Source organism: Pantoea sp. SGAir0183, assembly GCF_043545505.1.
In genome coordinates this window covers 1-14,618 of sequence record NZ_CP028056.1, presented here as the reverse complement: position 1 = coordinate 14,618, position 14,618 = coordinate 1, and the positions used below count along the sequence as shown (strand labels likewise).

The 14,618-nt window shown below is 52.5% G+C and carries 10 protein-coding genes, 1 tRNA gene and 4 pseudogenes; 5 read left to right on the top strand and 10 right to left on the bottom strand.

The genetic code is table 11. From position 1 onward, the window contains the following. Positions 1-89 precede the first annotated feature (89 nt). The 4 genes from C1N59_RS20585 to C1N59_RS20570 form a co-directional block, all read right to left on the bottom strand. Positions 90-1,658, bottom strand: coding sequence for an ABC transporter substrate-binding protein (locus tag C1N59_RS20585; RefSeq protein ID WP_394551020.1), 1,569 nt, complete (start codon positions 1,656-1,658; stop codon positions 90-92). A 129-nt stretch (positions 1,659-1,787) separates the two neighbouring features. Further along, entirely contained in the window at positions 1,788-2,456 is a 669-nt protein-coding gene (locus C1N59_RS20580; RefSeq protein ID WP_054634575.1) for a MarC family NAAT transporter, read from the bottom strand. A 12-nt stretch (positions 2,457-2,468) separates the two neighbouring features. Continuing rightward, on the bottom strand, positions 2,469-3,104 hold the full coding sequence (locus C1N59_RS20575; RefSeq protein ID WP_006121820.1) for a hypothetical protein: 636 nt from the start codon (positions 3,102-3,104) through the stop codon (positions 2,469-2,471). 181 nt (positions 3,105-3,285) lie between these two features. Beyond that, complete coding sequence (locus C1N59_RS20570) at positions 3,286-3,777, bottom strand: DUF2501 domain-containing protein (RefSeq protein WP_394551017.1); 492 nt, start codon at positions 3,775-3,777, stop codon at positions 3,286-3,288. Positions 3,778-4,008: 231 nt separating this feature from the next. Here C1N59_RS20570 and C1N59_RS20565 point away from each other — a divergent pair. From C1N59_RS20565 to C1N59_RS20545, 5 genes and pseudogenes are all read left to right on the top strand, one after another. After that, a tRNA-Leu gene (locus C1N59_RS20565) sits at positions 4,009-4,093 on the top strand. Between the two features lie 199 nt (positions 4,094-4,292). After that, positions 4,293-4,781: pseudogene (locus C1N59_RS20560) on the top strand (tyrosine-type recombinase/integrase); the annotation flags it as partial. Between the two features lie 45 nt (positions 4,782-4,826). Continuing rightward, positions 4,827-5,995, top strand: a protein-coding gene (locus C1N59_RS20555; RefSeq protein WP_394551015.1) for an IS3 family transposase whose coding sequence is annotated in 2 segments (ribosomal slippage) — positions 4,827-5,076 and positions 5,076-5,995 — 1,170 coding nt in all. Because the reading frame shifts where the segments join, the coding sequence is not laid out codon by codon here. Between the two features lie 8 nt (positions 5,996-6,003). Continuing rightward, positions 6,004-6,330, top strand: a pseudogene (locus C1N59_RS20550) (tyrosine-type recombinase/integrase); the annotation flags it as partial. Positions 6,331-6,388: 58 nt separating this feature from the next. Next, positions 6,389-7,509 (top strand): IS3 family transposase gene (locus C1N59_RS20545; RefSeq protein WP_394551013.1). Its coding sequence is split into 2 segments (ribosomal slippage): positions 6,389-6,647 and positions 6,647-7,509, totalling 1,122 coding nucleotides; the frame shifts between segments, so codons are not numbered across the junction. 30 nt (positions 7,510-7,539) lie between these two features. Here C1N59_RS20545 and C1N59_RS20540 read toward each other — a convergent pair. The 6 genes and pseudogenes from C1N59_RS20540 to C1N59_RS20515 all read right to left on the bottom strand — a co-directional run. After that, positions 7,540-7,791 (bottom strand): annotated as a pseudogene (locus C1N59_RS20540) (type I restriction-modification system subunit M N-terminal domain-containing protein); the annotation flags it as partial. A 244-nt stretch (positions 7,792-8,035) separates the two neighbouring features. Continuing rightward, positions 8,036-11,167, bottom strand: coding sequence for a type I restriction endonuclease subunit R (locus C1N59_RS20535; RefSeq protein ID WP_394551011.1), 3,132 nt, complete (start codon positions 11,165-11,167; stop codon positions 8,036-8,038). Continuing rightward, complete coding sequence (locus tag C1N59_RS20530) at positions 11,167-12,342, bottom strand: DUF4268 domain-containing protein (protein WP_394551009.1); 1,176 nt, start codon at positions 12,340-12,342, stop codon at positions 11,167-11,169. Before C1N59_RS20530 ends, C1N59_RS20535 begins: the two co-directional genes overlap by 1 nt. After that, positions 12,335-12,850: a restriction endonuclease subunit S gene (locus tag C1N59_RS20525; RefSeq protein WP_394551007.1), complete on the bottom strand. Its 516-nt coding sequence runs from the start codon at positions 12,848-12,850 to the stop codon at positions 12,335-12,337. Before C1N59_RS20525 ends, C1N59_RS20530 begins: the two co-directional genes overlap by 8 nt. Then, positions 12,847-13,677, bottom strand: coding sequence for a restriction endonuclease subunit S (locus C1N59_RS20520; RefSeq protein ID WP_394551022.1), 831 nt, complete (start codon positions 13,675-13,677; stop codon positions 12,847-12,849). Before C1N59_RS20520 ends, C1N59_RS20525 begins: the two co-directional genes overlap by 4 nt. After that, positions 13,663-14,618: pseudogene (locus C1N59_RS20515) on the bottom strand (N-6 DNA methylase); the annotation flags it as partial. The pseudogene C1N59_RS20515 and the gene C1N59_RS20520, both read right to left, overlap by 15 nt.

Below are 14,618 nucleotides of genomic sequence, written 5' to 3'. Positions count from 1 at the left end.
CGCAGTACTCACAAATAGTCAGTCATGCGTCAAGCATAGCCAGCGGAGCGGCAGCCGTCAGTAAAGTTTGCGTGCTGCCGCCCGGAAATTTACTTTTGCACCTCTTCAAAATTCAGCAGCGTCACGCCAATGCCCTGTTGCGCATGCGTTACGTTCTTGCGCAGCGCGACCTGTACCTCGCCCTGCAGCATCACCACGTAAGGCGAGTTCTGCTGAAGCTGCTGTTGCAGCGAGACGTAATCGGCCCGGCGCTTCGCGGCATCGCTTTCTCCGGCGGCTTTGCGGGTCAGGGCGCTCAGCTCTGGAATATCCCAGCCCACGCGCCAGGCCAGCGTTTTGCTGCCGTTTGGCACGTTATAGGCGAAGGTACTGGCGTTAGTGTTCGGGTCGATATAGTCCGCGCCCCAGTAGGTGAAGATGGATTCGAACTGACGGCTGCGCATCTTGCTCCACAGCTCGGATTCCGCCACCGGCTGGATATCCAGATTCACGTCCGCCTTGGCAAAGCTCGACTGCAGCGCCTGGGCAATATCGATATACGGCGGCTGATTCACCACCGACAGCGCGATATGCGCGCCGGGCTTAATGCCGCCTTTGGCTAAAATCGCTTTGGCCTTCTCGACATCGTAGTGGAACGGTTTGGTCTCCAGCGCGCCGTCAAAGCCCTGCGGCAGGAAGCTCTGGTGCACACGATATTGCCCCTTCAGCAGCTGATTCGCCAGGCTGTCGTAGTCCACCAGCCAGCGCGCTGCCTGCCATAAGGCCGGATTACCCAGCGCAGGCTGCTGCGTGCTTTTGGTGTTAAAGCCCAGGTAGTAGATCAGGCTGGAGGGAAAGGCCGCGATGTGCACGTCAGGATCGCTTTTCAGCGAGGCCAGCTGATCCGGCCCCAACTGGTAGGCCGCATCCACATCGCCCTGCTGGATCAACAGCCGACGGGTGCCCGGATCGGCCACGCCTTTCAGCAGCACCCGTTTCAGGTGCGCTTTCTGGGTGCTGTTGGGATTGACCTCCAGCACCAGCGCCTGCAGGGGCACGAACTGTTTGATCGCATAGGCCGCGCTGCCCGCCGAGTGGGTTTTCAGCCAGCTGTTGCCGTAGTCATTACTGGCGGCATGCGACTGCGCCAGCTTGCTGTCGACAATGGAGGAGACCGGCGCGGTCAACAGGCGCAGGGCCAGATCCTGCCCGATTTGTGCCGGCCAGCGCAGTTCCAGCTGATGATCGTTGATGACGGTGAACTGCTGGTCGATGTTCTCCGGTGTCCAGCCAAATTCACTCAGGATAAATGAGGGCGCTTTGTTCAGCTTCACCGCGCGGGTAAAGGAGAACACCACGTCCTTCGCCGTCAACGGGTTACCGCTGGCAAAACGCGCCTGCGGATTCAGGTCAAACACCAGACTGTTTGGGGTTTTACCCGGCTGCCAGCGCAGCGCCGCCAGCGGGGACAGCTTCTGCGGATCCTGATGGTCCGGCTCCAGTAACGTCTGGTAGATGTTGCGCAGGCTGCTGTTGCTGACGGTTTCAAAGCTTTCCGCCGGGTCAAAGCTGATAATGCCGTCCAGCGGCACGGCGACCACGAACGTATCTTTCGGCGTTGCCGCTTGGGCGGCTGAGGAGAGAGCAAGGGCGGTAAGCAGGAGCAGCGGTTTGCGCATGGCGGTTATCCTTAATGATTGATAACCCTACTGTAACCCGCGCCAGAGCAGGTCAAAATGCCGGTTTGTTCTGAGCTTTGCCAGTTTCGTCTTAGCTGATAAGCCGCCCGTTAAGGGCGGCTCAGATCGTCAGTGGAAGGTGTGAATCACTTCCAGCACGCCGTTAATAATGAACTGCACGCCCATGCACACCAGCAGAAAGCCCATCAGACGCGAGATCGCCTCGATGCCGCCTTTGCCCACCAGGCGCATGATCGCCCCTGAACTGCGCAGGGAAATCCATAAAATCACGCTCACCACCAGGAACGTCAGCACCGGCGCGACGTTAATGACCCAGGCCGGAAAATCCACCCCGCTGCGCACGGTAGACGCCGAGGAGATGATCATCGCTATCGTCCCCGGCCCGGCGGTGCTGGGCATCGCCAGCGGCACAAAGGCGATGTTCACCGGCTCCTGCGCGGTTTCCAGCTCATCGTGCTTGTGTTTGGCTTCGACCGAATGGCCCACCGGCTTCGCCGGAAACAGCATCCGAAAACCTATAAATGCCACGATCAGTCCGCCCGCGATGCGCAGCCCCGGAATGGAGATGCCGAACGTGTGCAGCACCGCGCTGCCCGCGTACCAGGCCACCATCATGATAGCGAACACATAGATGCTCGCCTGCAGGGCCTGACGGTTGCGCTCACGAAAATTCATCTCACCGGCCAGGCCCAAAAACAGCGCCACAGTGGTGAGCGGGTTGGCGAGCGGCAGGATTACCACCAGTCCCAACCCGACAGCTTTGATTAACTCCAGCATGCCTTATTCCGCTTAGTGTTTAGGCCGTTCCAGCGCTTCCAGCAGCTCCGGGAAGAAGTCTTGCAGGATTTCCGGCGTCATCAGCTCCGGGTACTGCATCAGGTGCTCGCGGATGCGTTCGTTCACGTCCGGGATCAGGCGCTGTGCCGCATCGCTGGCGCTGATTTTGTGCTTCTTCATGCTGCGCAGCAGGTCGGCGGGCAGGTTGTCTTCGTCTTCATTGTCTTCCACCATCTCCAGCGCATCCAGCTCATCGAACATTTCCATCAACGCTTCAGTTTGAGGCGTGCGGGATTCATATTCGCGCGGATGCTCTTCGGCCATGTAGCGCAGCATCAGGCGCATCGGCGTGCCATCCGGGGACTTAGGTGGTTCGGCGGCGAACCAGGTCAGCAGCTGGTGGATGGTGACCTGATGGACGTGATAACCGTTATCCACCAGTTCGTCGGCCAGCAGCTCAGCGCTTTCGTTTTCAATCAGGCAGATATGCGTGCGGTTGGGATCGTACTCTTCGAGCCACTGGTAGATCTCTTCGATCACGCCGTCGTCGTACTCGAACTTTTTGTTTACATAGCTCCCTTCTGACGCATTTACGCAGGCTGTGATCAGGTCTGGATCAAAGTAAATTGCGATGTTGATACCTTTCATGCGTGCCGTCCTGTTCAAATCCAAAACATCACTATAACGCTCAACGCATTAGGAAGGAAAACTTATGACTTAACGTGTTGCGATACAAGATGATACAGACAGCGGGCGTGGGACTGACAGGCGGTAAACAGGCGGAAGAGAAGGGCGAAAAACCTGCCAGCGCGGGGCTGGCAGGCGACGGTCAGGAGATAAAGTTTTTACCCTGCTTCAGCACCACATCGCAGGCTTTGGTTTTGAGCTTCTCGCCCATCGGCGAGTTGCTGAGGCTTTGCAGGTTCAGTTGCTGGCCATTGCCGGTGTTCAGCAGCCCGGCTACGCCCTGGGTGTAATCCGGTTTCTGCGCCTGTGCCGCCGTGGTGTTCAGGCCCAGTTTGCTCAGCACCTGGTCTTTTACCGACTGCACGTTGTTTTTCACCACGTTGTGCTCCACGCAGTACTGCATCACGCCGGCGGCATTGGTCATACTGTTGGCGCTCATGGCTTTGTCGTTGCTGTTCAGCAGGCTGGTAATGGAGGACATCGACAGCCCGCCGTTCTGCTGACCTGCTGTACCGTTGTTTTGCTGGCTGAGCTGGTTGGCGGCACTGCTCAGTTGATCCTGCCAGCTTGCGGCTGACGCATTGCCCGCCAGCAGCAGGGCTGCCAGGGCGCAGGCGATATGGCGCTTTTTCATTTCGACCTCGGTTGGGTTTTGTGCTTCATGTTGCTAAGAGGCGGTGCGGATGAGAAAGTTCCGACGGAAAGGTGAGGGGAAGGCGGTTTGGGAGGATTCTGGGGGCGGCGCAGGGCCGGTTTACCGGGTTCCGTGTGTTTTTTCGCCGCTTAGCGCACATCACAGCGGAATAGAGTTGCGCGCCGGGCACGTAACGGTATAATCGCCAACGTTTTCCGCATCCTCTTCAGTGCCGAAGTGGCGAAATCGGTAGACGCAGTTGATTCAAAATCAACCATCGAAAGATGTGCCGGTTCGAGTCCGGCCTTCGGCACCATCGGAACATCAATAGACGTCAACGGACGTCTTTTTTTGTGCCTGAAATCCGCGCCACACAAGGCTTTCCGCGATTTTCCTTTCAATAGAAGTCAATCTGAGTCAACCCACATCAAGTCGCTTGTGAGTATAGAACCGAGTATATATGCTGGTTCGATAATGGTTGTATACTCACAGCGGCACATGGAAGGAGAACTTTTATGGCTCTGACAGATACTAAAGTGCGTTCTGCAAAACCGCAGGAAAAGGAGTACACCCTTGTCGATGGGGATGGCATGTTTTTGCTTATTCACCCTAACGGCTCAAAATATTGGCGGTTCCGTTTTCGCTTTGGGGGTAAGCAGCACCTGATGGCGTTTGGGGTTTACCCTGAAACGTCACTGGCTGATGCTCGTCAAAAAAGGGAAGAGGCCAGAAAGCTTGTTGCTGCTGGAATCGATCCTCGCGAATACAAACGTGCTGTGAAAGAAGAACAGACGAAAGAAGCTATCACCTTTGAGTCAGTTGCCAGAGCTTGGCATGCAACTAACAAGAAATGGTCAGAGGATCACAGTCGGAGGGTATTGAAGAGTTTGGAAGACAATCTATTCGCCGCGATTGGCAAGCGTAGTATTGAAGAGCTAAAGACTCGCGACCTGCTTGCACCCATTAAAGTTGTAGAATGTAGTGGTTTACTAAATTTGGCCACCTGAACAGAGGTGATATGCTCATCTCAGAACATGACAGGTGCCTTAATGAAAAAAAGAATTTTCAGCGCAGAATTTAAACGCGAATCCGCTCAACTCGTTGTTGATCAAAACTACACTGTTGCTGATGCGGCCAGTGCTATGGATGTAGGTCTCTCCACAATGACCCGATGGGTAAAACAGTTGCGTGATGAACGCCGGGGCAATACGCCAAAAGCTTCCCCGATTACCCCGGAACAAATCGAAATACGTGAACTGAAGAAAAAACTGCAACGTGTTGAAATGGAAAATGAAATATTAAAAAAGGCTACCGCGCTCTTGATGTCAGACTCCCTGAACAGTTCTCGTTAATCGGAAACCTCAGAGCGCATTATCCTGTGGCCACACTCTGCCACGTGTTTGGGGTTCATCGCAGCAGCTACAAATACTGGAAAAACCGTCCTGAAAAGCCAGACGGCAGACGGGCTGTATTACGCAGCAAGGTTCTGGAACTGCATAACATCAGTCATGGTTCTGCTGGCGCAAGAAGCATCGCGGCCATGGCAACGCAGAGAGGCTTGCCGATGGGGCGATGGCTTGCTGGCACGCTCATGAGAGAACTGGGACTTGTGAGTTGTCAACAACCGACTCATCGTTATAAGCGCTGTGGCCATGAACACATCGCCATCCCGAATCATCTTGAGCGGCAGTTTGCAGTGACAGCGCCTAATCAGGTGTGGTGCGGCGACGTGACTTATATCTGGGCCGGAACACGTTGGGCATACCTTGCCGTTGTTCTCGACCTGTTCGCGAGAAAACCGGTGGGTTGGGCAATGTCGTTCTCTCCGGACAGCAGGCTAACTATCAAAGCGCTGAAAATAGCGTGGGAAACTCGCGGCAAGCCAGAAGGTGTGATGTTCCACAGCGATCAAGGCAGTCATTATACGAGCAGGCAGTTCCGGCAGTTACTGTGGAGATACCGGATCAGGCAAAGCATGAGTCGGCGCGGGAACTGCTGGGATAACAGCCCAATGGAGCGGTTCTTCCGAAGCCTGAAAAATGAGTGGGTTTCAGTGACGGGATACATGAACTTCAGTGAGGCCTCTCATGCGATCACAGATTACATCGTGGGTTATTACAGCACGTTCAGGCCGCATGAATATAACGGTGGATTGCCACCAAACGAATCAGAAAGTCGATACTGGAAAAACTCTAAAGTGGTGGCCAGTTTTTGTTGACCACTACAGAAGCAACAGGCCGCCTTGAAATTGCTTCGCGTCTTCAGCAACGAACAACCGCCATCATGCGGTATGCCGTCCAAAGTGGCTTGATTGATTACAACCCAGCCCAAGAAATGGCTGGCGCAGTAGCTTCCACTAACCGTGTCCATCGCCCTGCACTTGAGCTGAAACGCCTACCTGAACTGCTCCACCGAATTGACGGTTACACGGGGCGCCCTTTGACCCGCTTGGCTGTTGAGCTAACCTTGTTAATCTTCATTCGTTCCAGTGAATTGCGCTTTGCCCGCTGGTCTGAGATCGATTTCGATACGGCAATGTGTGACCTGCTCCCCGTTGATTAACACACCGCGATGTTAGTAATGTCTTCATAAGCCACATGAGGACATCCCCATGAAGAAGCGTTTTTCCGACGAACAGATCATCAGTATCCTCCGCGAAGCTGAAGCCGGGGTTTCTGCCCGTGAACTCTGCCGCAAGCACGCCATTTCCGATGCCACCTTTTACACCTGGCGTAAGAAGTATGGCGGTATGGAGGTGCCCGAGGTTAAGCGGCTGAAGTCGCTTGAGGAAGAGAACGCCAGGCTCAAGAAGCTGCTTGCCGAAGCCATGCTGGATAAGGAGGCGCTTCAGGTGGCTCTGGGGCGAAAGTACTGACGACAGACCAGAAGCGGCAAGCCGTGATGTTGATGTGTGATGTGACCGGTCTGTCGCAACGTCGTGCCTGCAGGCTGACAGGTTTGTCCCTGTCGACCTGCCGCTACGAGGCTCTGCGTCCGGCGGCTGATGCGCATTTATCAGAGCGCATCACTGAGCTGGCACTGGAGCGCAGGCGTTTTGGCTACCGCCGCATCTGGCAGTTACTGCGCCGTGAAGGCCTTCATGTTAATCACAAGCGCGTGTACCGCCTTTATCATCTGAGAGGGCTGGGCGTAAAACGCAGACGGCGTCGTAAAGGGCTGGCAACAGAACGTCTGCCGCTGCTCCGCCCGGCGGCGCCCAACCTGACCTGGTCGATGGATTTTGTCATGGACGCGCTCGCCACCGGTCGCAGGCTCAAGTGCCTGACCTGTGTGGACGACTTCACGAAGGAATGCCTGACGGTCACTGTTGCCTTTGGGATTTCAGGCGTGCAGGTGACACACATTCTGGACAGCATTGCGCTGTTTCGAGGCTATCCGGCGACGATAAGAACTGACCAGGGGCCGGAGTTCACCTGCCGCGCACTGGATCAATGGGCTTTTGAGCATGGTGTTGAGTTGCGCTTAATCCAGCCGGGCAAGCCAACGCAGAACGGATTTATTGAGAGCTTTAACGGACGCTTTCGCGATGAATGTCTGAATGAGCACTGGTTCAGCGATATCGTTCACGCCAGGAAAGTCATTAATGACTGGCGGCAGGATTATAACGAGTGTCGTCCACATTCAGCACTAAATTATCAGACGCCATCAGAGTTTGCAGCACGATGGCGGAATGGAAAATGTGAAGGTAAACAAACCGACATTACTAACTGATGGTTGTATCTAATACTGGGGGCAGGTCACTGTAGATAAGCATCGTAGAATTCGCTTGTAATCATTTAGCAGGATTATTCCCGATTTACCAGCGATATCCTCCCAGCGACAACCTGCTGGGAGTGGGTGTTCCTTGATGATGCCGGCTGCAGTATTCTCATGAGCCATTTTTATGAATAGTAGAAACACTAATTCAGTCACATAATCACTGTAACTAATACCATCGTCACGTAAGACATCACAAAGGTTCCAGAGTTTTTGTACGATATCATTGTTAGTCATAATGTGCTCATGGTTGACTTTTTGCATAGAACCTATTAAAGCATCTTCGGTGTCAATACCGCTACATTAACTTTTTAGATGATTAACGATTTGATTTTAAATTACTTTTTAAGTTTTGCTTTGTTTTTACACGATAGATGCTCATGATCTAGCTCCAACGAAAGACGATCCAGAAACCTATTTTGATCATTTCTGTTTCCAGTAAGTTCATAGTGTTTCGGTTATTGAGCTTTGCTGCATTCTCTCAGACTGTCCAGCTATTCGAAACGACTTCAGCTTGCTTAAGTATCAATTCAACTGTGTAAGGCGTTTTATCCGGTGGATACTTATATTTACGTAGCGTTTGGCGTACTAGAACACGCAGTCTTGCACGCACGCTTTCACGGACCTGCCAGTCAACAGTTGTGGATTTTCGTAATTGAGCTGTCACTTCAATCGCTAGCTTTTTAAGGATGTCATCTCCCAGCTCACGCACGGCACTTTCGTTTTCAGCTAACGCATCGTAGAAAGCAATTTCATCCGGGTTCAGCCCCAATGCGTCATCGCGCGCCATTGCTTCCTGGAACGCCTTCGCCATCTGGATCAGCTCTTCAATCACCTGTGCAGTTTCGATCGCCCGGTTATTGTATTTGAGCAGCACGGCTTTCAGGCGGTCAGAATATTTCTTCTGCTGCACCACGTTATTACCGGAGCGAGCATGAATGCCGTCATTGAGCAGTTTTTCCAGCAACTCTACCGCCAGATTACGTTGCGGCATTTCCCGCACCTCTTCCAGGAACTCATCGGACAGCAACCCTATGTTTGGCTTGTCCAACCCGGCCAGAGCAAAAACATCTTCAACGCCTGTAGCGACAACGGCGTTATCGAGGATCTTGCTCAAGAGGGAGTTTTTCTCTGACTGGCTAAACTTTGCTGCCGGATTCAGTTTTAGAAGCGCGACACGGATTGCAGAAAGAAAGGCGAACTCTTCTTGCAGTGGTTTCGCTTCATCCAGCGTATTACAAAGCGACCACGCTTTAGTCATTGCCAGTGAGACATCAAGGTAGCGTTTTTTACCGTCATCCAGCTCCAGAATGTAGTTAACGGCATCGCGTAAAAACGCTAATGGATCGCGAGAAAAGCCCTCGTAGCTAAAGCCGGGTTTTCCTGCTGACGGCGCAAACATCCCGTGAATAACATCGATTTTTTCCAACAGAATGGCAAAGGCTTCCCGCGCATCCACCGTGGTCTGCCCTTTCCCTTTCGAATCAGTATATGTTTTCAGAGCCTGCTTCAGCTCGTTGGCAATGCCGATGTAATCCACCACCAGCCCGCCGGGCTTATCGCGGAATACGCGGTTAACACGCGCAATGGCCTGCATCAGGTTATGGCCGCGCATCGGTTTGTCGATGTACATGGTGTGGCAGCAGGGCGCATCAAAACCGGTTAGCCACATATCGCGGACAATCACCAGCTTCAGCGGATCGTTCAAATCCTTAAAACGGGCTTCGAGCCGCTTTTTAGTCTGCTTGTTATATATGTGCGGCTGAAGATGGTCTTTATCGGATGCCGAGCCCGTCATGATGACTTTGATAGCACCTTGTTCGACATCAGTGCTGTGCCAGTCCGGGCGGATCGCCACAATGGCATCATAAAGTTTGACGCAAATATCACGGCTCATGGCGACAATCATCGCTTTACCGTTCATGGCCGCATTGCGCGTTTCAAAGTGCTGAACCAGATCGGCGGCGACCTGCTTGATGCGAGGCTCTGAACCTACCAGCTTTTCCAGACGGCTCCAGTCACCTTTCGTTTTCTCTTGCTGCCCTGTCTCTTCATCTTCCACCAGTTCATCCACCTGATCGGAGAGCGTTTCCAGCTCCTCATGGTTCAGGTCGAGTTTTGCCAGCCGGGATTCGTAATAAATCGGCACCGTGGCGCCATCATCGACTGCATCCTGAATGTCGTAGATAGAGACGTAATCACCGAACACGGCGCGGGTATCTTTATCTTCAGACGCAATCGGCGTACCAGTAAACCCCATAAACGAGGCATTCGGCAGCGCGTCGCGCATGTGTTTGGCGTAGCCGTATTTATAGATGCCCGTTTCGCGGTCCAGCGTGGCACTCAGGCCATACTGGCTGCGGTGTGCTTCATCGGAAATCACCACGATGTTGCCGCGCAAGTTGAGCGCCGGATGACTCTGCTCACCATCCAGCGGCGCAAACTTCTGCACGGTGGTAAAGATGATGCCGCCTGATTCACGAGCATTAAGCAGCTCGCGCAATTCATCGCGATCGTTGGCCTGCAATGGTGTCTGCTTTAATAAATCCTGTGCCTGGCAGAAGGTGGCGTATAACTGCCCATCGAGATCGTTACGATCCGTCACCACCACAATGGTCGGGTTGTTCATCTCCGCCTGTTGCAGCAGTTTTCCGGCGTAGCAGCACATAGAGATACTTTTGCCGGAGCCCTGGGTGTGCCACACAACACCCGCTTTTTTACTGCCGGGGGTAATGTTACTGCGCAGCGGCAAGTGTTTACCGGTAGAGGCCACAATCGTGGCCGCGACGGCTTCGCGCACCGCGTGAAACTGATGATAGGCGGCTATTTTCTTGATGAGTCTTTTGCCGTCATTCTCGAACAAAATAAAGTAACGAATATAGTCGAGCAAAAGTTCCCGGTTAAAAAAGCCCTGAACGACGGTTTTTAACTGCCAGTCAAACTGTGGTTTATCATCTTCGTTAGCCACCGTTTTCCACGGCAGAAAACGCTCTTCATCAGCGGTCAGCGAGCCGATACGCGCATTCTGCCCGTCGCTCACCACCAGCGCTTCGTTGCAGATAAACAGATCGCTGAGTTCGTTTTTATAGGTCTGCAACTGATTAAACGCAGCCCAGATATCGGCATTAACATCAATCGGGCTTTTCAATTCAATCACCGCAACTGGCAGGCCGTTGATATAGCCAATCACATCCGGGCGCCGCACCTGCTTTGTGCCCTGAATGGCAACCTGGTTCACCACCATAAAGCGGTTATTGGCTGGATGGTTAAAATCTATCAGCAGCGCTTTATCGTGAACGACTTTCTCTTCACGCTTGTACTCAACGGGCACACCGTCGAGAAACAAATGGTGAAATGCTTTGTTGCTGACGACCAGATCCGGGCTTTGCGCATGGGCGATACGCAGTATCACCTCTTCGAGCACGGCAACAGGAAGATGAGGATTGATGGTTTGTAGCTGTTCCAGCATCACCGGGCGCAGAAACACATCATGAAATGAAGCACGCAGCGGGTTGTTGCCATCCGGCGCGATATCGGGCCCGTGCAGCACTTCCCAGTCCTGTTCAGCAAACCATTTCAGGCATTGCTGTTCTAAATCGTCTTCGCTCAGCATTACTCTTCCTCTCCCTCGGTAATCATCCCGCTCTGTTTCAGTTCCATCGCCAGCTCCAGCAGGCTCGGGCGAATCGCTTTTTCCAGACGGTTCATGCTATCCATCATCCAGTCGATAATGGCAGGCCAGATCTCTTTATTGCCGCCGTCAAACGCCTTTGAACAGACGATCTGGCAGCTTTTTCGCTCCGGCAGTAGTCGCCAGTCGAGCGGCTCGCCAAACAGCGATTCAATTTGCGCTTTACGTTCCTGCAGGCGCTCAAATAACCAGGTGTTTTCCAGCGCATCCCCACGCGAAATATTGAGCTGCACGCGAGCATCTTTCTGGGAAAAGATCAGCTCAAACGGCACGCCGCTGACACCCGATCCGGCAGCCAGCCAGTGATCGGTTGAGGGAGCGCGGTTGTTAAACAGTGAACAGGGACTGGCACGGAATTTTTCCAGCGTCATCGTCCAGAACTCGCGGCGCAGATAATGGCGTTGCTGCAGTTCGCTACTGCTGGAGGTGGACTGTTCTTCCGCCTCTTTTTGCGCCATACCGATCATGTACGACTCCGCTTCCGGCGTCGGGATCACCTGGCGGATATCAACGAACACGTCTTCACCGAAACGATAAGGCGTGACTTTAAAGCACTGAACCCGGATACCAAACTGCATCAGCCACAGCGCGGTATTGGTGACCTCTTTGCGGAAATTGGCCGCAACCATGATAACCCGCTGGGTGCCTTTACGGTTGAGCACCCCTTCTTTGAGGCTTTCCCAACCCATAAATTCGGCGATGACGTCCGCCGCCTGGCGGTTCTCGTTGGGCTCGTGCTGATCCAGATAGAGCTGGAAGATCTCAACCACGCTTTCCTGACGCAAATTGGCACAGTAGCCTGCGTATTTCAGCGCCTGCCAGACCACGTCGCGCCCGGAGTCATCAAGCTTGTTCTCGATGATCACCAGATTGCCTTTTTTATCGAGTGCCAGCAGATCGAGGCGTTCTTTGGTGTCGTCAAAACTGGCGAACTCTTTCTGGATAATCAGCAGTTCGTCGTCGTTATCGCGGGTCAGCGCTTGGGGATTCTTCGCCAGCCACTCCTGCAGATGGTCGCGCTCGCGAAAGCCGAGGCTGCTGAACGACACTTCCTGCAAAGAGTGCAGGCTGTTGGTGGGCTTATCGACTTTATACATTTTCCGCCTCGCTGACCGCCTGCTCGGCTTCCGGCAGAGTGATTTCGCCCGAGAGGAGTTTAGGGAGAAGGGTGTCGCGGAGTTGGGTTAAGCTGGCATTTGTTCTTAGATTATTTTCAATATCACTGAACAAAGGGGTAACGATTTTCTCAAATCGGTGATTTACGATTTTAGAAGCTGTGAGTGTAACTACGGTATCAAAAGTAGATTTTGTAATGGTATCAAACACTGCACCGTGGGTATTTCGTTTTAGTACATCCACACACTGTTTAACTTTCAAATAGGTCAGCAGCGGGCCAGAAAACTCACCACCAGATATTGCATAACAGGATTGGTTCATTGTCATTTCAATGGCCGTTAACGCTAATTTCCCTACAGTCCCTCTTGCAGAAATTATTGTTGTGCCAATAGGAAGTAATTTTGCCGAGCTTTTATCCAGCCCTTTTTTCGTTATCTTCTCTGTGGTTTTAATAACGAAAACATCACTATCTGCAGGAGCATCCTTCACTGAGTACCAACAAATGTCGCCATTCCAAAATTCTGGCTCTGAACGTTTAGGTGTCCCTCCCCAATTAATTTAATTTTTTCTGATAACGACGATAGTTCCCAACCTTCCGGAATCTCCCCCAACTCACTATCCTGCATCTCAGAAGGAAACAGCTCTGCCGTGGCTTTTAATTCGGCATATTGTTCAGGTTGTTCACGCTCAAAAACCGCCAACGCATCAGTGCCTTTCCCGGAAATTGCTGCCATAGCCGCAAGCGTAGCGTCTTCCTGCGAACCACCCGCTTCCAGCACTGCCATTTTGGCTTTTACCGGTTCAAAATCGACAAACCAGCTTTTGAACAGGGCTTGCGCCATTTGCTCTAGGGTTTGGTTGATTTTTTTATTGGAAGTTATTTTATCTTCAAGGCTTTTTAAGATTGATGCAATTTTTTCCTGAGCAACAATAGTATTAGGCACTCTAACATTTGCCATATGGACATGATTTCTATTGATGCCAGGAACAGCAGCTTTATCACTGTAAGCGTGAAAATCAATTGTCTGTAGTAAATAATAAGAAAAAAGTGGTGAGTTCCCTTTAAAATCCTCGACATAAAGTGTTGTGTTTAGTGGCCAAAAATCCTTAGGAATATAAAAAACCTCACCAATCGTACCATATCGACCAGTCACCACCCCAGGTCCTTTGGCCATTGATATATCATGAACACCAGAGTAGCCAGAGGACGAAATGATAGGAACATCACCATCTTTACGTTTTGCTTTTGGCAAATCGTAACCACGTTTAAGGTTTAAAAAATCCCCTAATGTAATATTAATCCACTCAAAACCCATAACCCAGCCCCCCAGATTCGCCTTAATCTGCGCTTCCAGCTTCGCACTCTCTTCCAGCTGTTCTTTCAGCTGTGCCGTCAGTCGCGCCATCTTCTCAGCAAAGGATTCATCGTCTTCATCCTGCTCGGCAGCACCGACGTAGCGTCCTGGGGTCAGCACAAAGTCATTTTTCTGAATGTCTTCCAGCGTTGCCGAAAAGCAGAATCCGGCTTCGTCTTCGTAGTCTTTATCCGCCTGCCATTTATGGAAGGTGTCAGCAATATTCGCGATATCCTCGCGGGTGAAATCACGCAGCACGCGGTCTTTCATAAAGCCAATCTTACGGGCATCAATGAACAGGACTTCACCTTTACGGTGCGCTTTGCCGTTACCGCCAGATTTGTCTTTGGTCAGGAACCAGATACAGGCCGGGATTTGGGTGTTGGTAAAGAGCTGACCCGGTAGCGCCACCATGCACTCCACCAGATCGGCTTCGATCAGGTTACGGCGGATTTCACCTTCGTTATTAGTATTGGAACTCATCGAGCCGTTAGCCAGCAGCAGCGCCATCGAGCCTTTCGGTGCCAGGTGGTGGATCATGTGCTGCATCCACGCGAAGTTGGCGTTGCCCTGCGGCGGCGTGCCGTACTTCCAGCGCACGTCGTTTTCCAGCTTCGCGTTCCACCACTCCTTCATGTTGAACGGCGGGTTAGCCATTACAAAGTCGGCACGCAGATCCGGGTGCTGATCGTCGAGTAAAGTGTCGGCATTTTTGGTGCCGAAGTTAAAGTCGATGCCCCGGATCGCCATGTTCATGGCTGCCAGACGCCAGGTGGTCGGGTTAGATTCCTGGCCGTAGACGGAGATCTTCTGCTTTTGTTCAGCAGCGTTGTAATGCTTCTCGCCCGCATGTTCTTCAATAAAACGATCGCTGGACACAAAGAACCCGCCGGAGCCCATCG